The organism is Arthrobacter sp. zg-Y1110, from assembly GCF_025244865.1.
In the GTDB taxonomy this organism is placed as follows: domain Bacteria; phylum Actinomycetota; class Actinomycetes; order Actinomycetales; family Micrococcaceae; genus Arthrobacter_B.
The window spans coordinates 274573-294877 of record NZ_CP104272.1; the positions used below are offsets into that span (position 1 = coordinate 274573).

The 20305-nt window shown below is 66.4% G+C and carries 21 protein-coding genes; 7 read left to right on the forward strand and 14 right to left on the reverse strand.

Annotated elements, in window-relative coordinates; translation table 11 throughout:
• Positions 1–82: 82 nt before the first annotated feature.
• The 10 genes from N2K99_RS01390 to N2K99_RS01435 all read right to left on the reverse strand — a co-directional run bounded on the left by N2K99_RS01390 (position 83) and on the right by N2K99_RS01435 (position 9715).
• Positions 83–208 (reverse strand): hypothetical protein, encoded by a 126-nt coding sequence (locus N2K99_RS01390; protein WP_257793697.1) that lies wholly within the window; start codon positions 206–208, stop codon positions 83–85.
• A gap of 105 nt (positions 209–313) precedes the next feature.
• Positions 314–580, reverse strand: coding sequence for a Sec-independent protein translocase subunit TatA (gene tatA / locus N2K99_RS01395; protein ID WP_227934124.1), 267 nt, complete (start codon positions 578–580; stop codon positions 314–316).
• Positions 577–1560 (reverse strand): alpha/beta hydrolase, encoded by a 984-nt coding sequence (locus tag N2K99_RS01400; protein ID WP_227934125.1) that lies wholly within the window; start codon positions 1558–1560, stop codon positions 577–579. The genes tatA and N2K99_RS01400 overlap by 4 nt, the downstream gene beginning before the upstream one ends.
• Positions 1557–2231, reverse strand: a complete 675-nt coding sequence (locus tag N2K99_RS01405) for an N-acetylmannosamine-6-phosphate 2-epimerase (RefSeq protein ID WP_227934126.1) — start codon at positions 2229–2231, stop codon at positions 1557–1559. Before N2K99_RS01405 ends, N2K99_RS01400 begins: the two co-directional genes overlap by 4 nt.
• Complete coding sequence (locus tag N2K99_RS01410; protein ID WP_227934127.1) at positions 2224–3189, reverse strand: ROK family protein; 966 nt, start codon at positions 3187–3189, stop codon at positions 2224–2226. Before N2K99_RS01410 ends, N2K99_RS01405 begins: the two co-directional genes overlap by 8 nt.
• Before the next feature lie 5 nt (positions 3190–3194).
• Positions 3195–4127 (reverse strand): dihydrodipicolinate synthase family protein, encoded by a 933-nt coding sequence (locus N2K99_RS01415; RefSeq protein ID WP_227924125.1) that lies wholly within the window; start codon positions 4125–4127, stop codon positions 3195–3197.
• A gap of 21 nt (positions 4128–4148) precedes the next feature.
• A complete protein-coding gene (locus N2K99_RS01420; RefSeq protein ID WP_227924124.1) occupies positions 4149–4964 on the reverse strand; it encodes an ATP-binding cassette domain-containing protein in 816 nt (271 codons plus the stop codon).
• The gene (locus N2K99_RS01425) at positions 4961–7072 is read right to left on the reverse strand and encodes a dipeptide/oligopeptide/nickel ABC transporter permease/ATP-binding protein (protein ID WP_227934128.1); all 2112 of its coding nucleotides are present in this window, start codon (positions 7070–7072) and stop codon (positions 4961–4963) included. Before N2K99_RS01425 ends, N2K99_RS01420 begins: the two co-directional genes overlap by 4 nt.
• A gap of 3 nt (positions 7073–7075) precedes the next feature.
• Positions 7076–7984: an ABC transporter permease gene (locus tag N2K99_RS01430; RefSeq protein WP_231709576.1), complete on the reverse strand. Its 909-nt coding sequence runs from the start codon at positions 7982–7984 to the stop codon at positions 7076–7078.
• A gap of 120 nt (positions 7985–8104) precedes the next feature.
• A complete protein-coding gene (locus N2K99_RS01435) occupies positions 8105–9715 on the reverse strand; it encodes an ABC transporter substrate-binding protein (protein WP_227934129.1) in 1611 nt (536 codons plus the stop codon).
• A 200-nt stretch (positions 9716–9915) separates the two neighbouring features.
• Between N2K99_RS01435 and N2K99_RS01440 the strand changes: the two genes are divergently transcribed.
• The 5 genes from N2K99_RS01440 (at position 9916) to N2K99_RS01460 (ending at position 13990) form a co-directional block, all read left to right on the forward strand.
• Positions 9916–10653, forward strand: coding sequence for a FadR/GntR family transcriptional regulator (locus N2K99_RS01440; RefSeq protein WP_227934130.1), 738 nt, complete (start codon positions 9916–9918; stop codon positions 10651–10653).
• Positions 10650–11396: a glucosamine-6-phosphate deaminase gene (locus tag N2K99_RS01445; protein ID WP_374200067.1), complete on the forward strand. Its 747-nt coding sequence runs from the start codon at positions 10650–10652 to the stop codon at positions 11394–11396. Before N2K99_RS01440 ends, N2K99_RS01445 begins: the two co-directional genes overlap by 4 nt.
• A 21-nt stretch (positions 11397–11417) precedes the next feature.
• Positions 11418–12638: an N-acetylglucosamine-6-phosphate deacetylase gene (locus N2K99_RS01450; RefSeq protein ID WP_227934131.1), complete on the forward strand. Its 1221-nt coding sequence runs from the start codon at positions 11418–11420 to the stop codon at positions 12636–12638.
• Positions 12639–12747: 109 nt separating this feature from the next.
• Positions 12748–13308 (forward strand): hypothetical protein, encoded by a 561-nt coding sequence (locus N2K99_RS01455; protein ID WP_227924115.1) that lies wholly within the window; start codon positions 12748–12750, stop codon positions 13306–13308.
• Positions 13309–13384: 76 nt separating this feature from the next.
• A complete protein-coding gene (locus N2K99_RS01460; RefSeq protein WP_227934132.1) occupies positions 13385–13990 on the forward strand; it encodes a bifunctional 2-polyprenyl-6-hydroxyphenol methylase/3-demethylubiquinol 3-O-methyltransferase UbiG in 606 nt (201 codons plus the stop codon).
• Between the two features lie 21 nt (positions 13991–14011).
• Here the strand turns inward: N2K99_RS01460 and N2K99_RS01465 are convergent, their stop codons facing one another.
• The gene (locus N2K99_RS01465; RefSeq protein ID WP_227934133.1) at positions 14012–14593 is read right to left on the reverse strand and encodes a Clp protease N-terminal domain-containing protein; all 582 of its coding nucleotides are present in this window, start codon (positions 14591–14593) and stop codon (positions 14012–14014) included.
• A 4-nt stretch (positions 14594–14597) separates the two neighbouring features.
• On the reverse strand, positions 14598–14813 hold the full coding sequence (locus N2K99_RS01470; protein WP_227924110.1) for a helix-turn-helix domain-containing protein: 216 nt from the start codon (positions 14811–14813) through the stop codon (positions 14598–14600).
• A gap of 300 nt (positions 14814–15113) precedes the next feature.
• On the opposite strand from N2K99_RS01470, the gene N2K99_RS01475 reads away from it, so the two are divergent.
• Together N2K99_RS01475 and N2K99_RS01480 are read left to right on the forward strand one after the other, a co-directional pair.
• A complete protein-coding gene (locus N2K99_RS01475; protein WP_227934134.1) occupies positions 15114–16877 on the forward strand; it encodes an HNH endonuclease signature motif containing protein in 1764 nt (587 codons plus the stop codon).
• 279 nt (positions 16878–17156) lie between these two features.
• Positions 17157–17984: an alpha/beta hydrolase gene (locus N2K99_RS01480; protein ID WP_227934135.1), complete on the forward strand. Its 828-nt coding sequence runs from the start codon at positions 17157–17159 to the stop codon at positions 17982–17984.
• Between the two features lie 6 nt (positions 17985–17990).
• Here N2K99_RS01480 and N2K99_RS01485 read toward each other — a convergent pair whose 3' ends face one another.
• Positions 17991–18656 carry an SDR family NAD(P)-dependent oxidoreductase gene (locus N2K99_RS01485; RefSeq protein WP_227924106.1) on the reverse strand — a complete coding sequence of 222 codons (666 nt, stop codon included), beginning with the start codon at positions 18654–18656 and terminating at the stop codon, positions 17991–17993.
• A gap of 134 nt (positions 18657–18790) precedes the next feature.
• A complete protein-coding gene (locus N2K99_RS01490) occupies positions 18791–20278 on the reverse strand; it encodes an MFS transporter (RefSeq protein ID WP_227934136.1) in 1488 nt (495 codons plus the stop codon).
• Between the last annotated feature and the right edge of the window lie 27 nt (positions 20279–20305).

Consider the following 20305-nt stretch of genomic DNA (forward strand, 5'->3'; position numbering starts at 1 on the left):
GTCGACTCGGTTCTGCAACGAGTTCTGCAAAGAGCCGGACCGCCCCCCGCGGGGACGGTCCGGCTCTGTTTGACGACGGTTACTACTTCTTGTCGTCCTTGTTTCCGTCCACGGCGTCCTTCGCCTTGTCTTTAACCTGGTCAACCTTCTCCGGGTTGTCCTTGGCTGCGTCCTTCGCCTTGTCTGCCATGCCGCCTAGATCTGCCATTGGATAATGCCTTCCCTCTGTGCGGTCCGGAGCTCATACGGCCCCGGCTGGGTACACCCATCCTGCCCCACATGGGCAGGTTAGGAACCCGGGTGCAGGTGATTTTTATTGCGGGGTGGTGGCGTTGCCGTCCTTCGGCACTGGTACCGGCACTGGTACCGGCGCGGGTGCCGCAGCTGGAACCGTGTCGCCAGCCAGGGAATCCGCGGGGGCCTCGGGTGCATTGTTCTCGTCTTTAAGCTGCCGCACCTCCGACTTAAAGATCCGCAGTGACTGGCCGACACTGCGCGCCAGTCCCGGCAGCTTCGGTGCACCGAACAGGACTATGGCCAGAACGACGACCACGATGATTTGCCAGCCTTCAAGCCTCATAACGGGGAACCTTCCATCGGGGTATGGGTGGGGGAGGAATAGGTTGCGGGGGAATCGGCGGTGCCGAAACCGTGGAGGGCCCGGGCCAGCGCACGGTCCCGGTCGCGCAGGCTCCGGGCGCCGACATACGAGTCCGGACAGTTCAGCTCGAACCCGTGATAGGCGCCGGGATACACGTGCAGCTCGGTGGGCACGCCGGCCTGCAGCAGGCGGGCTGCGAAGGAAATGTCCTCGTCCCGGAACAGGTCCAGTTCGCCCACCTGGATGAGGGTAGGCGGCAGGCTGCGTAGATCTTCTGCGAGAGCCGGAACCGCATGGGCGCTCGCAGGCGAACCGCCCAAATAGCACTCCCATGCGAAACGGCTGTGCGCGGCGTTCCAGGTGGGAATTTCAGCGAACTCGACTGCTGAACCGGAGGTGTGCGAGGAGTCCAGCATCGGATACATCAGGTATTGGAAGGCAATCGCCGGACCGCCGGAGTCCCGGTTCCGCAGGGTGAGTGCGGCAGCCAGGCCGCCGCCTGCACTGGAACCGGCTACGGCCACCCGCTGCGGATCTACAGACAGGGCGTCGGCTGAGGCAAACAGCCACCTCAGCCCGGCCGTCACGTCATCCAGGGGTGCCGGGAACTGGTGCTCCGGAGCGAGCCGGTAATCCACGGCAACCACCACGGCTCCGGTCCGGGCACACAGATCCGCGCAGTAGGACGTATCGCCCTCGATGCTCCCGGCAATCATGCCGCCGCCGTGGATCCAGTAGATAGCTGGATGCGGGCCGGTCCCTGCGGGGCTGAAAACACGCAGGGGAATTCCGTCCGTTGAGTAGTCCTGGAAGGCCGCACGGGTGCAGCTGGGTGCCGCCGGGGAAGTCCCGGCCCGGAACACCGCGAGCTCCGCCACCGTCGTGGGCGGCGGATGAGCCTCCGAATACTCCAGTCCCGGCAGCAGCTCCGGATCAACCCGGTCGCGGAACCCGGTCATGACTCTAGGGCGGCGGCGAACCAGCTGGTGATCGTGGCCGGGTGGGTGATGGCGGTGCCGACGACGACGGCGAACGCTCCTGCGTCCAGCGCGGCCCGGCCCTGGTCCGGGGTATGGATGCGGCCTTCGGCAATCACCGGAACATCAAGTCCCAGACCCGTCAGCTCCTGAAGCAGTTCCAGATCAGGCCCGGACGTTTTTGCCCGTTCCCCGGTATAGCCCGCAAGCGTGGTCCCGATGATGTCCGCTCCGGCCTCGGCCGCAGCGACCGCGTCGGCGGCGGACCCGCAGTCCGCCATGACCAGTGCAGAGGTCTGCTCGTGGACGGCGGTAATGGTCTGAGCCAATGAGAGCCCGTCCGGCCTCTCCCGCCGGGTGCCGTCCAGGGCTACGATGTGCGCGCCGGCGTCCGCGCAGGCCAGGGCATGGCGCAGCGTAGGGGTGATGAACACGCCGTCGTGCCCGTCCTTCCACAACCCGATCACCGGAACTTCCAGGGCGGACCGTACGGCCTGGATGTCGCTGATTCCCTGGACGCGTACTCCGGCGGCCCCGCCGATCACGGCGGACTGCGCCACCTGCGCCGTGGTGCGCGGATCCCGCATCGGTTCGCCGGGGTAGGCCTGGCAGGAAACGATGAGGGAGGAGCGGAGGCTCTCGAGATTAAACATGCTGCCCTTCGGAGATGGGATTCAATGTCAGTGCCCGGCGGGCGGCACCGCGGATGGCGGCCGTTTCACCGAGCTGTGCGGGAACAACCCGCAGTCCGGTCAGCGGACGCAGGAGCTCGCGGCGGGCCGCCTGCTCCATTGCGTCCCACCAGAGTTTCCCGGCAAAGGCAAGCCCGCCGCCGACGACGACGACGTGCGGGTCCAGGATGTTCGCCAGTCCGCCGATGGCGCTGCCGGCAGCCGTTGCTCCGCGGCGAAGTGCCTCGGCGGCAATGGGGTGTCCCTCGGCGGCGAGGCGATACACCCCGCGGGTGTCCTCGGCCCCAACCCCGCCGAGGCGGGAGAAGAGCGCGAAGATTCCCGGCCCGGACGCGACGGCTTCCACATGTCCCGCCCCGCCGCAGCTGCACGGCAGGCCGTTCTCAAACGCGCCTGCCTCGTACGCGAACGGGGACGCGAAGTGGCCTACGTGTCCGGCGGTGAAGCTGGCCCCTTCGACGCATTCGCCGTTCAGGACGTAGCTGCCGCCCACGCCGGTGCCCATGCCGATGAACAGCACGCTGGGCACCCCGGTGCCTGCGCCGAGCCAGCACTCTCCCAGGGCGTGGGCATGCACGTCGTTAATGGCTGTGGCGGGCAGGCCGGTTCGACGGGTGAGCTCGGCAGTCAGCTCGGTGCCGCCCCAGCCGCGGATCGCGTCCGTGGCCGAGACGACGGCGCCGCGGCGGGAATCGATCACGCCGGCGGCGCCAATGCCCAACGCATCAACGGCTACCCCGGTGTCCAAAGCGTCCGCGCGGAGGGAAGCCACGAGGCCCGCAGCGGCGGCCAGGACGGCGTCGGACCCGGCCTGGGCCGGCGTCGCCACTGTGGAGGAGGAGACGATCCGCCCCTCGCCGTCGACCACTGCGCCGGCGGTTTTGGTGCCGCCCAGATCGAGCCCAATCACATGGCGCATGGGTATCAGAGCAGCCCGTTGGACTCGAGGATGCTTCGGATGGCAGCGGTTTCGGCCTCGTTGAGCGGCACCATCGGGGCGGACATTGCATTGGTGTCGATGACGCCGAGCAGCATCAGCGCCGTCTTGAAGGCCCCGAGTCCTGCCGCGCCGGGTGAGACGCGGCCGGGAGTGGGCGTGTACACAATGTTGAAGAGGGAGGCCAGCCGGTCCTGGATCCGGGCCGCTTCGGCGTGGTCGCCGCTGCGCGCGGCGTTGTACAGCGCCGCATAGCCGGCCGGGTCCACGTTGCCGAGCCCCGGAACCACGCCGTGGGCGCCGCCCAGCAGCGCACCGTCCACCACTACCTCGTGTCCGGTGAAGACGGCGAAGTCCGGCAGATCCCGGGTGGCCAGCAGAAGCTGCCGGAACCCGACGTCGTCGCCCGAGGAATCCTTGACACCCGCGAGGACGCCGTCCCGGGCGAGCCGTACCAGCAGGTCCAGCGGCAGCTTGAAGTGGGTCCGGACGGGCACGTCATAGGCAAACAGGGGAACGTCGAAGGCGGCGTGCAGGGCGCGGAAGTGGATCTCCGTTTCCGCGGCATCCGAAATGGCGTAGAACTGCGAGGTTGCCACGATTGCGTCCGCCCCGAGGCCGATGAGCCGGCGTCCCTCCTCGATCACGCGGGGAGTGGTCTGCTCGGCCGCACCGGCGAGGATGGGCACTTCACCGGCGTTGACGCCGGCAATGGTCCGCACCACCAGGTCGCGTTCGTCATTGGTCAGGTAGGGCACCTCGGCGGAGGAGCCCAGGACGAACAGTCCGGAGACGCCGCCGTCGAGCAGGTGTTTGGTGAGCTTTTCCAGCGACGCGGTATCGACGGCGCCGTCCGCGGTGCGGGGCGTGACCACCGGGGGGATGACTCCGTGGAAGCGGGACTGTGTTGCGTGTGACAAGTAGTTCTCCAGTGCTTGGTTCTAGATGTGCAAAAGGCTGGGCGCTGCTCCGAGCAGGCTCTTGGTGTAGTCGTTGGCCGGGGAATCAAAGACGTCCCGGGCGGGACCTTCCTCGACGATCCGGCCGAAATACATCACGCAGATGCGGTCGGAAACGTACCGGACGGTCTGGATGTCATGGGAGATGAAGACCATGCCGAGGTTCAGTTCCCGTTTCAGGTCCGAAAGCAGGTTCAGCACCTGGGCACGGACCGAAACGTCCAGGGCCGACGTCGGCTCGTCGGCCACGATGACCGACGGGTCCAGGCACAGCGCCCGGGCGATGGCGACGCGCTGGCGCTGGCCGCCCGAGACCTGGTGCGGAGTGACCGCGGCGGCGGACTGCGGCAGGCCCACCAGGGAAAGCAGGTCCTTCACCTTGGCGTCCCGGCTCTGCTGGGTGCCGATCCCGTGGACCTGCAGCGGGTCGGTGAGGATGTCATGGATGGTCATCCGCGGATTCAGGGCAGTGGCCGGGTCCTGGAACACCACGCCGACGTCGCGGCCGAAGGTCTTCTTGGACGAGGAGGCCTTGGTGCTGACCTTTTTCCCGTGGAACAGGACCTCTCCCGCCGTCGGCTCCTGCAGCCCCACCAGCACGGAGGCCAGGGTGGACTTGCCGCAGCCCGATTCCCCCACAATGCCCACGGTCTCGCCGCGGCGGACGGTGAAGTCGACGCCGTCCACCGCCTTGACGATGTTCGGGCGGAACAGGGAGCCCGAGCGGGCCCGGTGGTAGACCTTGATGTCCTTTAGCTCCAGGACCGGTGCGGTGCTGTTTTCTGCGTTGTTGCTCATGCCTGCTGCCTTGCTGTTGTGCCGGTGTCCACCAAGGCCGCGGGTTTTTCGTGGCTGGCCCAGTAGTGGTTGGTTTCGCCGATGCGGACAAATTCCAGGACCTGCTCCGGATCTGCGTCCGGACGCAGGGAGCGTTCGGCGAAGCGGTCGCCGCGGGCGAAATCTCCGGGGGAGGGGACGGTGCCCTGGATCTGGTGCAGGCGTTCGGCGCCGGCTTCGATGGACAGCACCGCGCCGAGGAGGCCGCGGGTGTATTCGTGGCGGGGATCGCGCAGCAGGTCCGGGACGTTGCCGGATTCCACTACCTGCCCGGCGTACATCACGGTGACCCGGTGGGCCAGGGAGGCAACCAGGGCCAGGTCGTGGCTGACGAACACCATGGCGAAGCCGAGCTGCTCGCGCAGTCCGTTGAGCAGATCGACTACCTGCTTCTGCACGGTCACGTCCAGCGCCGTGGTGGGTTCGTCCGCCACCACGATCTTCGGCGACCGGGACAGGGCCATGGCGATCAGCACGCGCTGCCGCTGCCCGCCGGAGAGCTCGTGCGGGTAGCTCTTCAGGGTGCGGTCCGGGTCCAGCTTCACCATTTCGAGCAGTTCGCGCGGGGTCTTGCGTCCGCCGCGCCTGGTGAGCTGCTGCAGCTGGTCCTTGATGAGCATCGAGGGGTTCAGGGAGCTGAGTGCGTCCTGGTAGACCATGGCAATCTGCTCGCCGCGCAGGCCCTTGTAAAGCCGGTCGCGTTCCTTGGGATCGTTGGTCAGCAGTTCCTCGCCGCGAAACCGGATGGATCCGGAGAGCCGGGCGGTGCGGGGGAGCAGCCCCATGATCGCCAGGGAGGTGATGGACTTTCCGCAGCCGGACTCGCCCACCAAACCCATGGTTTCGCCCTCGCGGACGGTGAAGCTGACCCTGTCCACAATGGCGGTGTCCCCGTAGCGCTCCGGGAAGCGGATGGACAGGTCCTTCACTTCCAGGATCACCGGGGCGTCGTCGGCCACGGCGGGGAGCCGGTCCGTGCGGGAGGCCTCGACGGCGGCCAGCATCTCCAGCTCCACGGCCAGGGCGGCCAGGGATCCGGGTTGGTTGACGTTCGTGCCGGTGACCGGTGCGGCTTCCAGCTCCCGGCCGCCGTCGGCCTGCGTCAGCGACGTCCCGGCGGCATCGAGTGCGGACGGCTGTGCTGCCGTGGCGACGGCCTCGACGGCGGCCGGTGCCCCCTTCCGGCGGTCCTTCCGGACGCCCGGGTTGACCATGGCGTCGGTGAGTCCTTCCGCCAGGATGTTCAGTGCCAGGACGGTGAGCAGGATGGTGATGCCGCCGAACGTCGTCGGCCACCAGGCGCCGCTGAAGACCACGTTGCGCCCGTCCGCCATGACGTTGCCCCAGGACGCGGCGGGCTGCTGCACGCCGGCGCCGAGGAAGGACAGAGAGGCTTCCAGGATGATGGCATCGGCCACCATCACGGTGGCGAACACCAGGATGGGCGCCGCGCAGTTGCGGGCAATGTGGCGCAGGAGGATGTAGGTGCGGCTGGCGCCGATCACCCGTTCGGCCCGTACATAGTCCTCGCCGTACTGGGCCAGGACATTGGCGCGGACCACCCGTGCCAGCTGCGGGGTGTAGACAATGGCGATGGCCAGGATGATCACCGGGACGGTGGAGCCGAAGAGGTTCAGCGAATGCTCGCGGAGGGCAAACAGCAGTGCGGCGGCCAGGGCGATGCCGGGGAAGGCCATCATGATGTCGAGGATGCGCATGACCGTCTCGCTGACGGCCTTGCGCGACGTCGCGGCAACCGCGCCGAGGATGGAACCGAGGACCAGGGCCACGGCCACGGCGCCGAGGCCGATGGCGATGGACACCCGGGCGCCGTAGAGCATCCGGGAGAACACGTCGTAGCTGGAACCGTCGGTGCCGAAGAGGTGCTCACCGTTGGGGGAAAGAACCGGAACGCTTGACTCGTTCTCGCCGTAGGGGGCCAGGAACGGGCCGAAAATTGCCACGAGGACAATGAACCCGAGGAATCCGAGGGCGAGTTTTGAACTGAGGTTCAGTGCGGTGAAGCGTGCTCCGCCGCTGCTGAGCCGTTCGGCCAGTGAATTGCGCATGGGTTACACCGTCCGGATTCGGGGGTTGATAAGCAGGTACAGCAGGTCAACCACGATGTTGACCAGGACGAAGGCGACGGCGATGGTGAGCACCGCGCCCTGCACGAGGTTGGTGTCCGACGTCGTCAGGCCCACCACAATCAGGTCACCCATGCCGTTGAGGCTGAAGATCTTTTCGATGACGACGGCGCCGCCGAGCAGGTAGCCCACCCGGAGTCCCAGCACCGTCACTGGAGTGACCAGGGCGTTGCGCAGGACGTTGCGGGCGACGACGGTGCGGTAGGGCACGCCGTTGCCGATGGCCGTACGGACGTAGTCCCGGTCGAGTTCCTCCACCATCGAGGTACGGACCACCCGGATGAGCGACGCCGAGACGGGGATGCCGAGCGCGAGGGCCGGCAGGGCCATGGAGTACAGCCAGCCGACGAAGCCGTACTGGTCCGCCCAGGCCAGCCCGCCGGTGGGGAAGATGGAGCCTTCGGGCAGGGCGAACCACTGGATCAGCAGGATCGCCAGCCAGAAGGAGGGGGTGGCGATTGCGGCGATGGAGAACACGCGGATGGCCTGGTCCGGCCAGCGGTCCCGGTAGAGCGCACCGAGGATACCGAGCGTGAGGGCGAGGACAACGGCCAGGAGGATGCCCAGGAAGGTCAGCTGCAGGGTCACCGGGAAGGCGGTGGCGATCTTGCTGGCCACCGACTCCTCCGGCGGGTTGGTCACGCCGAAATCGAGCCGGAGCACACCGCCCAGGTAGCGGAAGAACTGGACCACCAGCGGAGCGTTGAGTCCGCGTTCCTCCCGCCAGGCTTCCTTGGCGTCCTCGCTGGCGTTTTCACCCAGGACAGCCGTGGCGCGGTCCGCCGGAACCACCGACAGCACGATAAACACCATCACGGTGACGCCCAGCAGCATGATCGGCAGGACAGCCAGCCGGCGCCCTAACAGGCGGATAAACATTGTCACTCAATAACTCCAATGCAGGGGGTGCGGCGGGGCGCTTGAAGGGGAGGCGCCCCGCCGTCGGTTGTCTCGCTACTTGCGTCCTACGCCTACGAAGGAGACACCGGTCGTGGGCAGCGGCTGGAAGCCGTCGAGTGCGTTGCTGTCCCAGGCGGTGGGCAGCTTGCGGTGGAACAGCGGGTACAGCGGAGCTTCCTCGGAGACGATGTCGATGACCTCTGCGTGGATGCCCTTGGCCTTGTCCGGATCCACCTTGACGGCCTGGTCCAGCTTGTCCTGCACGGCGGCGAATTCCGGGGTGGTGTTCCAGCCGGCACGGGCCTCCATCCAGGTGGCGCCGCGGTAGAACCAGCTGAGGAGGATGTCGCCGTCGTTGCCGAAGACCGAGGGGTCGCCGGGGGCGCAGAGCACATCGAAGTTCTTGCCGCCCACCTTCTCCGGCGCGTAGACCGCGGCGGACTGGAGGATTTCCAGGGTGGTGGTCACGCCGATGGCGTCCCAGTACTCCTTGATCAGGGGAACCACGCGGGTCACCCAGCCGGTATCCGTGGAGGTCAGGGTGATGGTGATGTTCTCCATCCCCGCTTCCTTCAGCAGGGATTTCGCCTTCGCGGCGTCATACGCGTAGACGGTGGACGCCTTGCTGTAGGAGGGGTGTCCCTCCTGGAAGTAGGACGAGGCTGCAGTGGCGTTGCCCAGGAGGGCCTTGCTGATGACCGCGTCCGTGTCGATGGCGTAATGCAGCGCCTGGCGCACCCGCTTGTCGGGGAACTTGGTGCAGTTGAACATCAGGAACAGCAAGCCGAAGGACTGCACCGATTCGACGTCGACCTTGCTCGCGAGCTGGTCAACATCCAGGTAGGGGACATCCTCGATGGCCTGGGTCCGGGAGGGTACTGCGGCCACCCGTGCAGCCGGATCGGCCAGCAGCAGCCAGGTCATGTCCGCTACGCGTGCCGGGTACTTGCCGTTGTAGTCGTCGAACTTCTTGAAGACGAGGCGGTCTTCCTTGACGGCCGAGACCAGGCTGTAGGGGCCGGAGCCGATGGGTTTCAGGTCGAAACCGGCCGGGTCGGCCTTCACTGCGGCTTCGGGCACCACCTTGATGACCGAGATGCGCGAGCTGAAGCCCGGGAAGGGGTACTTCAACTTGAACTGGACGGTCGAATCGTCCTTGGCGGTCACGGTGTCGATGAACGGGATGAAGCCGGCGAAGAGTGACTTGTTGGCCGGATCGAGGACGCGCTGGAAGGAGAAGACGACGTCGGCGGTGGTCACTGGCTCACCGTTGTGGAACTTCGCGCCGTCGCGCAGCTTGACCTCGTAGGTGGTGTCGTCCACCATCTGCGGTTCCGCAGCAGCCAGGGCGAGATACCGTTCCCGGGTAGCCGGATGGAGTTCGGTCAGGCCTTCGAAAATGTGCAGGTTCGCTGCCTGCGGCGTGGCGCCCGTGGAAAGCATCGGGTCAAACCCGGTGGAGAGCTGGTAGGAGATACCGGCCTCAATCGAGCCGGTGCCTTCAGCGGCCGCTGTGCCGCCGCCCGTGGCAGGGCTTCCACCCGGGCTGCAGGCCGAGATGGACCCTGCAAAGGCTGCTGCGGCGCCCATAACGCCGGCCAGCTTGAGGAAGTTACGCCGGCTCGAATCCTTCAGGAGCCCGCTGCTTTCAAAAGTGTTGCTCATCGTTGCGCCTCACCCATCCATGTCACTTATCGGACGTAGGATGTCCGATGGTCGTTCCGAAACTGTAAGGTTCATCACATCGGAACGTCAAGCGCGATCGGCAGAAGTCTTTTCTGGAGATAGGACATCCTATATCCTGAGGGCAACAACCAGCTTTTTGTTTCTGAGTCCGTTTTCACCACCCGTCCCAGGAGATCCGAATGAGTGTGCCCGATGGCTCGCTGCCGCCGGCACGGTTCAGTGCCCAGAACCGTTCCCGTGCCCTCCAGGCGGACATCATGGAGCTGATCCTCGACCGCGACCTCAAGGCGGGTGACGCGCTTCCCACCGAGGCCGAGCTCACCCAGGCCCTGGGGATCGGCCGCAATACCCTGCGCGAAGCCCTCAAGGTGCTGCAGGCCCTGGGCGTGGTTGAAATCCGCCACGGCTTTGGCATGTTTGTTGCGCCGGCCAATTTCGATGCGCTGGCCGACGGGCTGACCTTCCGGGGGCGGCTGTCCCTGCGCCATGAAGGCAATGAAGCGCTGCAGCTCGTGGACGTCCGCCAGGCCCTGGAAGCGGGCCTGATCGGCGAGGCCATGGACCTGTCCACGCCGGAGCACCTGGCCGAGATCGAAGGCACGGTCCAGCGGATGGAGGCGCTGGCGGACAGCGGCGAAGGATTCACGGAGGTGGACCAGACGTTCCATTTCCAGCTGTTCGAACCGCTCGGCAATGAGCTGCTCCTGAACCTGATGTCCGTGTTCTGGAAGGTCTACCGAAAGATCCACCTGGAGCTCGGCGAGGATCCGCTGATCAGCCTGGTGGAGACGGCCGCCGTCCACCGCGGGATTTTCGAAGCGGTCAAAGCCGGCGACAAGGACCTGGCCTCCGAACGCCTGCGGCGGCACTTCGACGGCATCCGTGCCCAGCTGACGAAGCTGCGGGATGCCCCGTGAGTACCCGTTCCCTTCAGCACCTCCCCACACCGGACATCCGGCGGCTCAACCCGTCCCGAATCGGACCGGCCGGTGCCGACGTCGTCCTGAAAACACTGGACCTTCGCCCCGCCCCCGTGATCGGCGTCGCCACCGGCTCCTCGCCCTCGCCGCTGTATGACGCGCTGGCCGGCAGTGGCCGCGATTTCACCGGCGTGACCTGGTTCGCGCTCGACGAATACGTGGGGCTGCCGCCCGGCCATCCGCAGAGCTATGCCGAGGTGCTCCGCAGGGAAATCATCGAACCCCTGGGTCTGGACCCCCGCTGCGTCCATGTACCCGACCCGCACGGAGAAAACCTGCAGGACGCCGGAACCGAATATGAGGGGCGCATCGCCGATGCAGGGGGCATCGACCTGCAGATCCTGGGTATCGGCCGCAACGGCCATCTGGCATTCAACGAGCCCGGAGCTGCACTGGACTCACGCACCCGGGTCGAAACCCTTACCGAAGACACCCGCCGCGCCAACCAGCGCTTCTTCGACTCCCTCGACGAGGTGCCGACACACTGCCTCACCCAGGGGCTCGGAACCATACTGGAGGCCCGGCACCTGCTGCTCATTGCGCGGGGCGAAGACAAAGCCGAAGCCCTGGCACGCGCCCTGACCGGCCCGGTGACACCGGATTGCCCCGCATCGGTGCTGCAGCTGCACGGCAACGTCACCGTCCTTGCCGACGACGCCGCTGCCGCGCTTCTGGCCTAGCGAAACAGAAACGGACACCGTGTGAACCAGCTGACTGCCCGAACCGTCCTGCGCGGGGGAGCCGTCACGGACGGCGGAACACTGCCGGACGCGACCGTTGCGGTGGAGGGGGCCGTACTTGCGTACGCGGGACCGACGGAGGGATTCGAGCCGCGGCCCGGGGACCTGCTGGTAGAGCTCGCCCCCGGCGAGGTCCTGGTACCTGGACTGGTGGACCTGCACTGCCACGGCGGCCACGGTGTGGATTTCTCCGGCGCCGACACGGCGGAGATGCGCCGCGGAATTGCTGCCCTGCACGCGACAGGCACCACCACGTTCCTGGCCAGCCTCGTCACCGACTCCCCGGACGCCCTTCTCCCGCAGCTGGAGGTCCTGGCGGGCCTGGCCGAGGAGGAACTGATTGCCGGGACGCATCTGGAGGGGCCCTTCCTGGCCGAAGCCCGCTGCGGCGCGCAGGATCCCCGGTGGCTGCTGGACCCCGAGCCTGCCCTGGCGCAGAAGTTCATTTCCGCCGCCCGGGGCACCCTGCGGACCATGACCTACGCTCCCGAGCGCTCCGGCGCGGACGAGCTTATTGAGCTCCTGGCCGGCAACGGCATCATTCCCTCCCTCGGCCACACGGCCTGTTCCCCGGAACAGGCCCGGCAGGCCCTTGCCCGCTCCCGGCAGGCACTGTCCCGGCAGGTACCGTCCGCAGTTCCACCCCGCCCGACGGTCACCCACATGTTCAACGCCATGGACCCGCTGCATCACCGGGCGCCGGGAGCGCTCACCGCCTGCCTCCGGGCAGCGAAGGCGGGCGCCGCCGTCGTCGAGCTGATCGCCGACAATGTCCATCTGGACCCCGCGCTGGTGGCCACCATGTTCGAGCTCCTCGGTGCAGACAACATTGCCCTGGTGACGGACTCGATGGCCGCTGCCGGGCTGGAGGACGGGAACTACCGGCTGGGCCCCGCAGCGGTCACGGTGCTCGCGGGTACGGCTCGGATTATGGACACCGGAGCGATTGCCGGCGGGACGGCTTCCATGCTCGACCTGGTGCGGAACAGTGTCCGTGCCGGTGTCAGCCTGGCGGATGCCGTGACCGCAGCAGCAGTGGTGCCGGCCCGGGTTCTCGGGATGGAGCAGCAGATTGGACAGCTGATGCAGGGTGGCGCTGCGGACGTGCTCGTCCTGGGCCCGGACCTGGAGCTCCGCGGGGTCATGCGGCGGGGGAAATGGCTGTATCGGGCCGCCCCATAGGTCCGCAGAGGTGGCGGACGACGTGTGCAAAAGACAGCCTGCTGTCGGATAGGCTTACCTACCGTCGCGGCAAACCTGCCGCGGAATCAGCCAGCTTTATGGGGGAAGCATGTCCGAGCAAATGGCGCAGGACGCCAATTACAATCCTTACGCAGGAGTCCAGCCGGCAACGCCCGCTACAGCTCCCGTCGCAGCTCCGGCGCGGCCGAAGACAGTGGAGACCGCCTTCTGGCTGCTGATCGCTGCAGCGGCTTTGGTGCTCATCCGGATTCCGGTGGGAATCGCAGCCGTGAACTCCGAGAAGCACAAGGAGGAAGTAGGGTCGATCTTCGGTACGGCCAACATCCCCTGGTGGACCTCCGAGGAAATCTCCGGCTATGTGTCGGGGGGTATCTTTACCGCCGTCATCCTCACAGCGATTGCCCTGCTGTCGCGGATGGGCTTTGGCTGGCCCCGGATAGTCCTTATCCTCGTCGTGATTTCCACCGCGCTGAACACGCGGGTGCAGTTCTTCGCGAGTGTCGTGACGGTCTACCCGGCAGCCTGGGTGACTTTGGTATCCGTCCTGCTGTCGCTGGCCGCAACGGTGCTGCTGTTCCTGACCCCGTCGAATCACTACTTCAAATCGATGGGGCAGTACCGCAAGGGCAAGAAGCCCGTCAAAGCCTAGGCTGACGCTTCTGGGCCCGGCGGCCGGCAGCCCTGTTGGCTGACCGGCCGCCGGTTTCGCGACGTAGGCTTGGAAGATGCGAAACGAAACCCTCTGGGAAGCGAAAAAGCGGCAGAATCCCGGGCATTCCGCCTGGTACATCTCGCGGTTCGAAGCCATGCGGGAGCAGGGCCAGGACCTCGACGGCGAAGCCCGGCTGATCGACGCCATGCTGCCGCGGGGAGCCCGGATCCTCGATGCCGGCTGCGGTCCCGGCCGGGTGGGCGGGGAACTGGCGCGGCGCGGCCACGCTGTCGTCGGCGTCGACGTCGATCCGGAACTTATCGACGCCGCCCGGCAGGACTTCCCGGACCTGCAGTGGTTCGTCGGGGACCTCTCGGAACTGGACCTGCCCGCCGAAGGCGTTCCCGATCCGTTCGACCTGATTGTCTGCGCCGGCAACGTGATGACCTTCCTGGCACCGGGAACCGCCGTCGACGTCCTGACCCGGATGCGCGAGCACCTTGCAGCCGACGGCCGGGTGGTTATCGGGTTCGGCGGAAACCGCGGGTATGCCTTCGAGGCCTTCTTCGACGACGCCGCCGCGGCCGGCCTTGACGTCCAGCAGCGGTTCTCCACGTGGGACCTGCGGCCGTTCACGCCCGAGTCGGACTTCCTGGTGGCGGTGCTGGGCCGCGCCTGAAGCTTGGGCCGCGCCTGAAGCCTAGGCCGCGGCGTCCATGGTGCCGAGAATCCGCACCCTCAGGTCCTCCGGCCCGACATGCCGGCTGATCAGGGACATGGCTGCGGGATCGGCGCCGCGGAGGACTCCCAGCAGGAGATGTTCCGTCCCGATGTAGCCGTCCTTCCGGGCCGTTGATTCGCGCAGGCTGTTCGTCAGTACGGCTTTCGCGCCGCTGCTGAAGGGCAGGTGCCCGCCTTTGAGGGAGTCGAACAGGCGACGTCGCTGCGGGGCGGCACCGGCGGCCGCATCCAGGGTGCCTTCACCGAATTGTGCATCGACGGCGCGGCGCACCTCGTCCAGGTCGATACCGACGGATTCCAAGGCGGCGGCGTCGTCGTACGCGGAGTCCGGGCCCATGGCACGTAGGTCCGCACGCAGCTGCGCTGACGTGAGGCCGCACTCGGCCAGCACGGACGCCAGCTGAGGGGTGGATGTTTCGACCGCGGACACCGTGCCGATCAGCACGTGCACCGGGAGGATCTGGGTCGCCTCCAAGGTGCGGGCTTCTTCCTGAGTGGAGACGACACTTTGGCGGGCTTGCTGAGTGAACCGTTCAAACATGGCGCTACTTCGCTTTCCGGTTGTACTTCTGGTGTACTGCCTGCTTGCTGATGCCGAGCTGGTCGGCGATGGCCTGCCAGGACCAGCCCTGCGCCCGGGCATTGGCAACCTGCACGGCCTCGAGCTGGTCGCGCAGCCTGCCGAGGGCGACGACGGCGCGCAGCCCGGTGGCCGGATCGGGACTTGCCGCCGCGGCGGCCAGGCGGGATTGATCTTCCATGTCGTCAACTTAGATTGACGGAGGGAGGGCGTCAAGGGGGTTAGCGAAATCGCTGGAGTCAGGGCAAATGCCCGGGTGCTTCTTTGACGGGCTGCTCAGGTCGGTCTACCTAAGCGGGTCTTCGCTGGCGTCGGGTTTAGCTCGGGCGGGTTTGTCGACCGTGACTGACGACGCCGGGGCTGCGGGCAGGTAGTTGGGTGCGAAAGACGGGTATTTTGGGTTTTTCTGATGGCCGTTTTCGGCCTATTTTTCGGCCTGGAATGTCAGTGCGGGATGAAATCCTAAGACATGGATCAGCCCATGAGTACCGAACCCCTCAACGAAGGGCAGAGCGGTGAGAACCAGCAGCCGGAAGGACAGGCCGGTGGCGCCGAATCGCCCTGTCCTTCGGTCACTCTGGCTGTGTACCGGGCGGAACTGGCCGCCGAGCCTGCCGGGACCACTCCTGCCGGCGGAGCGGGAAGTCTTGCCGCTGATTACCCTGACGGTTTCACCGGGACCCTTGCCTTGCAGAACCTTGAAGCCTTCGACGAAGCCACGGTTGGTGAGGCCTTGGTCCGGATGGAACATCTGATTTCCTGGGGGCAGGCGCAGCGGGCCCACCTATTGAACCGGATGGAGCAAATCTTCCGACACAACTTCTTCGACCCGTCGGAGCGCGATAAACCCGGGATCGCTTTCAGCCTCGCAGCGGCCGAATGCGCCGCCATCCTGAATGTTCCGCAGGTGACCGGCCAGCGGCTGCTGAGCGAGGCCGGGCAGCTGTGCGGCACCCATACCGCCACCCTGGCCGGGCTGGAAGAGGGCCGCTTCTCGTACCAGCATGCGCAGGTGGTCCTGGAACAGTGCCGGAACGTTCCCTCCGACAAGCTGCCCGGGTTCGAAGCGGACCTGCTGAAGGCTGCGGAGGGTCAGACGCGGGCGCAGTTCTCAGCCAAGGCCCGGCGGCTGCGCGAAAAGACGTTCCCGGAGACCGTAAGCAAAAGGCACCTGACTGCTTTCGAGCAGCGCAAAGTCACCCTGGACCGGGAAGAGGACGGCATGTCCTGCCTCTCGGCCTATCTGCGTGCTGCGGAAGCGCAGCAGATCTATACCGCTCTCAGCACTGCGGCGCGGGGTGAGCAGTCGGGAGGGGATTCCCGGACCACGGACCAGCTGCGTGCGGATATTCTGGCGCAGTTGCTGATGGGCGGCAGCCGGGGACTTTTCGTGACAACCGGAACCTCGGACGAGGCCGGAACCCAAGACGCAACCGGGGTCCGACCCGGAGCTGGAACCGGAGCTGGAACCGGAGGCGAGGCCGAAAGTCGAGGCGAGGCCGGAAACAACAGCAGGGCCGGGCATACCGGCGACGACACTGACGGAACCAGACAGAACGGGGGAAGCATCGGTTTTGACGGCGTCCCGGAGAACGACGGCGGCCTGGAAGACAGCCCCGATACGAAGGCCAGACCGGACGCGGGGTCCGGACCGGATGAGGGAATCGTCCCTCGGACGGAAATCATGGTCCTGATCAGCGCGGAAACCCTCTTCGGAGCCGACGACGAACCCGCCGAGCTGCACGGCTACGGCCCCATCAGCGCCGAAGAAGCCCGGCGGTTGGCCAGGAACGCAGCTGGATGGACAGGGCTGGCTCAGGACCCAAAGACAGGGGAGATCCTGGGCGTCGGGAGACGCCGAAAGGTCCCGGCCGGGCTCCGCCGCTGGCTTCGCGCCCGGGACGGAACCTGCAGGTTCCCCGGCTGCCGGGTCAACACCGCAAACGCGGACATCGACCACACCATCGACTGGGCACGAGGCGGACCCACAGACCACGGAAACCTGGAACACCTCTGCCGCCGGCACCACCGCTTCAAGACCCTCGGGTTCTGGAAGGCCTGCCAGCCAACACCCGGGGTGATCGAATGGACCTCGCCGACCGGGCGGGTCTATAAAACCGAGCCTTTTCTGGAACTCGGACCGCCGGACCCGGCAGTCGAACAGGCAACACATCCACCCAATGCCCAGCAGCCAACGGACCACGGGGAGAAAGACCCCCGGCAAGCATCGGCGCCGCCGTTCTAGGCACCGGCGTCGCTGTTCTGAACCGACCGGTATCGGAGCCTCGTGACCACTGGGAACGTGTACACGGAGAAAATCGAACATCGCGTTCGCGAGCCGTTCCGTTGCTTCCAAAGCTACGTGCATCCAGAGCTGCATAGTGTCCCACCGCGTCGGGCTGCACGGACGTGACAGGTTCCGCAACCAAAACTGACTTCCAGGATTGTTCCATCCCGCAGGACTACGTACCCTGCGGCATACGCTGATTTCCACCGAATCCAACGGAGCACCAAAGGGGTCACCATGAACGGTTCCAACACCCCGGATACGATCGTGCTGGTCCACGGGCTCTGGGTGACGCCCCGGAGCTGGGAAGGATGGAAAGCCCATTATGAGGCGAAGGGCTTCAACGTCCTGACGCCCGCTTATCCGGGCTTCGAGATAGAGGTTGAGTCACTGCGCGAAAACCCGGACGTGATCGCCGCGCTCACCGTGCCGGAAACCCTGGATTATCTTGCCGGCGTCATCGAGGCCCTGCCCCGTCCGCCCATCATCATGGGCCACTCCTTCGGAGGGCTCCTGACCCAGATGCTGCTCGCCCGCGGTTTGGGTGTTGCCGGGGCCGCCATCAATTCGGCACCAACCGAGGGGGTCAGGGTTACTCCGCTGTCCCAGGCCCGCTCACTCTTTCCCGCGCTGAAGAATCCTGCCAACTTCCATAAAGCGGTCGGGTTTACCCCGGATGAGTGGCACTATGCCTTCACGAATACGCTCAGCCGGGAGGACTCCGACGCCGCCTACGAACGGTACGCCATTGCCGCTCCCGGGAACTGGGTGTGGGCGTACGGACTGCTTGCGAATTTCCAGCCGGGCCACCAGGAGACCTGGGTGGACTACTCAACCGACAGGGCGCCGCTGCTGTTTATCGGAGGCAGCGAAGACCACATCATGCCTCCGTCGGTGAATAAGTCCAATGCCAAGCACTGGGCCAAATCACCCGCCCTCACGGAGTATCACGAGTTTGACGGCCGGGCGCATTGGACCTGCGCCGAACCGGGGTGGGAAGAGGTGGCAGATTATGCGCTCGACTGGACCCTCGGCCACACGCAACCGCAGCCGTCAGCTCCCTAACACGGATCAGTCCGTGCTGATCTGGTGGCGGAACGTGTCCCGACGGGTGTGGAGGTCCCAGAGGACGCCGGCGAGAACGTCGGGATCCTTTTCCGGATCACCCTCGATGATGCGTCCGCCGATGATGAGCTGCGATACGTGGATACCCTCCTCGCCGAGGACCTCGTTGAGAAGCTGCGCGTAGGCAGCCTGGCCGGCGAACGCCACCGAGGTTCCGGTGACACCGCGCCCGGGCTTTACGGCTGAACCGCCGTTGACGAAGAGGATGGTGCCTCGGTTCTCACCCAGGAACCGCATCCCCGGCAGCACCTGGTGGACTGCGGCCACCGGCCCGTAGATGGAGAACTCAACAGGACCCCGGAGGTCCGCCACCGTCGTCTCAAGGACGGGACGCATGAAGTCTTTCTGCGGAAGGGGGCTGTACTGCAGCACCTCGACGGGGCCGAGGGTTTCGGCCGCAGCTTCGAGGGCCGCGGCGATCGATTCCGGGTTCCGGACGTCGGCGGCAAAGCCCCGGGCCGGGATCCCGTCCTTGCCAAGGTCTTCGGCGAGGGCATCCACCTTTGCCTGGCTGCGGGAGATCAGCGCAACGGAGAATCCCTCTGCGCCGAAACGTCGTGCCACGGCGGCACCAAGGCCGCGTCCTGCACCAATGATCGCGATAGTAGTCATGGGGGAGCTAACTGGGCGGGGCGCCGAATAATTCCGGAGGTTTCCTGCCCGGCCCGGCTCCGGGTGCACGAAAAGGAACCGGTCCCGCTTTCGCGGGAGCCGGTTCCTTTTCGGTGAGAGAGGGTGGGACCGCTTTAGCCGACGGGGGCTACCTCGGGAACCTTCAGCAGGTCCTCCTTGGACGGCCGGATCATGAAGTAACCGATCGGAGCGGCAAGGAAGAGCGCGACGCCGGCCCAGATGAATGCGGTGGAGTAACCGTTCACCAGCGCCTCGAGTTCCGCGGCAGGCTGGCCGCCGTTGCTGCTCAGGTAGGAAGTGATGCCGGCCGTGTAGACGGCGGTGAACAGTGCGGTGCCGATGGACCCGCCGATCTGCTGGGTGGCCGATACCGCGGCGCTGGCCACGCCGGCGTCGTGCTCGTCAATGCCGGCCAGGGCCACGTTCTGCAGCGGCACGAAAATCATGGCGAGGCCGAAGCCCAGCAGCGCCAGTCCGGGCAGGACCTCCAGGGCGTAGTTCCCTTCCACTGTGATGAAGGAGAGCCAGATCAGGCCGGCAGCGCCGACGATCGGCCCCACGGTCATGGGCAGGCGTACGCCGGTGCGCGGCAGGAACTTGGACAGCACGCCGGCGCCGACGGTGATGGCGATGGTCATGGGCAGCGACGCGAGGCCGGACTTCAGCGGCGAGTAGCCCAGGACAATCTGGAAGTAGAAGATCAGGAAGAGGATGCCGCCCAGCAGGGCAGCGCCGGTCAGCGTGGAGGTCAGGAACGCGCCGCCGCGGACCCGGTTGGTCAGCACGCGCAGGGGCAGCAGCGGGTTGGAGACGCGGATTTCCACGAACACGAACAGCGCCAGGATCAGTACGCCTGCGGCAAGGAAGGCAATGGTTTCAACACGCGCCCAGCCGTTTTCGGCCTGCGAAAACCCGTACACGAGCGAAGCCAGTCCGGCCACCACGAGAATGGCGCCCGGCAGGTCGTAGCGGGTGTTGCCGTGGGCTTTGCTCTCCCGGATCAGGGGCAGGGCGGCGGCCATGGCGACAATCGCAATCGGCACGTTGACCAGCAGGCACCAGTTCCAGCTGGCGTACTGCGTCAGGACGCCGCCAAGCAGCAGGCCGATGGCCGCGCCGCCGCCGCCGATGGCACCGTACACGGCGAAAGCCTTGATGCGGTCCTTGCCCGAGGGGAAGGTGATGGTCAGGATGGCGAGCGACGCCGGTGCCAGCAGTGCGGCGAAGGCACCTTGCAGGCCGCGGGCCGTCAGGAGCATTTCGGTGCTTTCCGCGAAACCGCCGATGGCGGAAGCGACGGCAAAGCCGGCCATTCCCACCATGAACGTGCGCTTGCGGCCCCAGTAATCGGCGATGCGACCGCCGAGCAGCAGCAGCGAGCCGAAGGCCAGTGCGTAGATCGTGACCACCCAGGTGCGGTCGCCGTCGGACATCCCCAGTTCGCGCTGCGCATCCGGCAGGGCGATGTTCACGATGGTTCCGTCCAGGACCACCATCAGCTGAGCCAGCGCCAGGACGGCCAGCAGCAGCCAGCGGTGCGGATGTGCCGAGTGGTCCACGGCGGCGGCCCGGGGCAGGCCGGAAGGGATGGTGCGGTCCATGAAGGGGAAATCCTAATCAAACGAACT

What these genes read in the sequence shown, in the direction of transcription:
- N2K99_RS01400 (WP_227934125.1), bottom strand. Translation starts at nt 1,560, where the DNA reads ATGACCGGGTTCCGCGACCGGGTTGATCCGGAGCTGCTGCCGGGACTG.
- N2K99_RS01470 (WP_227924110.1), bottom strand. Translation starts at nt 14,813, where the DNA reads ATGGAAGATCAATCCCGCCTGGCCGCCGCGGCGGCAAGTCCCGATCCG.
- N2K99_RS01485 (WP_227924106.1), bottom strand. Translation starts at nt 18,656, where the DNA reads ATGACTACTATCGCGATCATTGGTGCAGGACGCGGCCTTGGTGCCGCC.
- N2K99_RS01410 (WP_227934127.1), bottom strand. Translation starts at nt 3,189, where the DNA reads ATGCGCCATGTGATTGGGCTCGATCTGGGCGGCACCAAAACCGCCGGC.
- N2K99_RS01480 (WP_227934135.1), top strand. Translation starts at nt 17,157, where the DNA reads ATGAACGGTTCCAACACCCCGGATACGATCGTGCTGGTCCACGGGCTC.
- N2K99_RS01475 (WP_227934134.1), top strand. Translation starts at nt 15,114, where the DNA reads ATGAGTACCGAACCCCTCAACGAAGGGCAGAGCGGTGAGAACCAGCAG.
- N2K99_RS01455 (WP_227924115.1), top strand. Translation starts at nt 12,748, where the DNA reads ATGTCCGAGCAAATGGCGCAGGACGCCAATTACAATCCTTACGCAGGA.
- N2K99_RS01435 (WP_227934129.1), bottom strand. Translation starts at nt 9,715, where the DNA reads ATGAGCAACACTTTTGAAAGCAGCGGGCTCCTGAAGGATTCGAGCCGG.
- tatA (WP_227934124.1), bottom strand. Translation starts at nt 580, where the DNA reads ATGAGGCTTGAAGGCTGGCAAATCATCGTGGTCGTCGTTCTGGCCATA.
- N2K99_RS01420 (WP_227924124.1), bottom strand. Translation starts at nt 4,964, where the DNA reads ATGAGCAACAACGCAGAAAACAGCACCGCACCGGTCCTGGAGCTAAAG.
- N2K99_RS01425 (WP_227934128.1), bottom strand. Translation starts at nt 7,072, where the DNA reads ATGCGCAATTCACTGGCCGAACGGCTCAGCAGCGGCGGAGCACGCTTC.
- N2K99_RS01465 (WP_227934133.1), bottom strand. Translation starts at nt 14,593, where the DNA reads ATGTTTGAACGGTTCACTCAGCAAGCCCGCCAAAGTGTCGTCTCCACT.
- N2K99_RS01460 (WP_227934132.1), top strand. Translation starts at nt 13,385, where the DNA reads ATGCGAAACGAAACCCTCTGGGAAGCGAAAAAGCGGCAGAATCCCGGG.
- N2K99_RS01390 (WP_257793697.1), bottom strand. Translation starts at nt 208, where the DNA reads ATGGCAGATCTAGGCGGCATGGCAGACAAGGCGAAGGACGCAGCCAAG.
- N2K99_RS01405 (WP_227934126.1), bottom strand. Translation starts at nt 2,231, where the DNA reads ATGTTTAATCTCGAGAGCCTCCGCTCCTCCCTCATCGTTTCCTGCCAG.
- N2K99_RS01490 (WP_227934136.1), bottom strand. Translation starts at nt 20,278, where the DNA reads ATGGACCGCACCATCCCTTCCGGCCTGCCCCGGGCCGCCGCCGTGGAC.
- N2K99_RS01440 (WP_227934130.1), top strand. Translation starts at nt 9,916, where the DNA reads ATGAGTGTGCCCGATGGCTCGCTGCCGCCGGCACGGTTCAGTGCCCAG.
- N2K99_RS01430 (WP_231709576.1), bottom strand. Translation starts at nt 7,984, where the DNA reads ATGCTGCTGGGCGTCACCGTGATGGTGTTTATCGTGCTGTCGGTGGTT.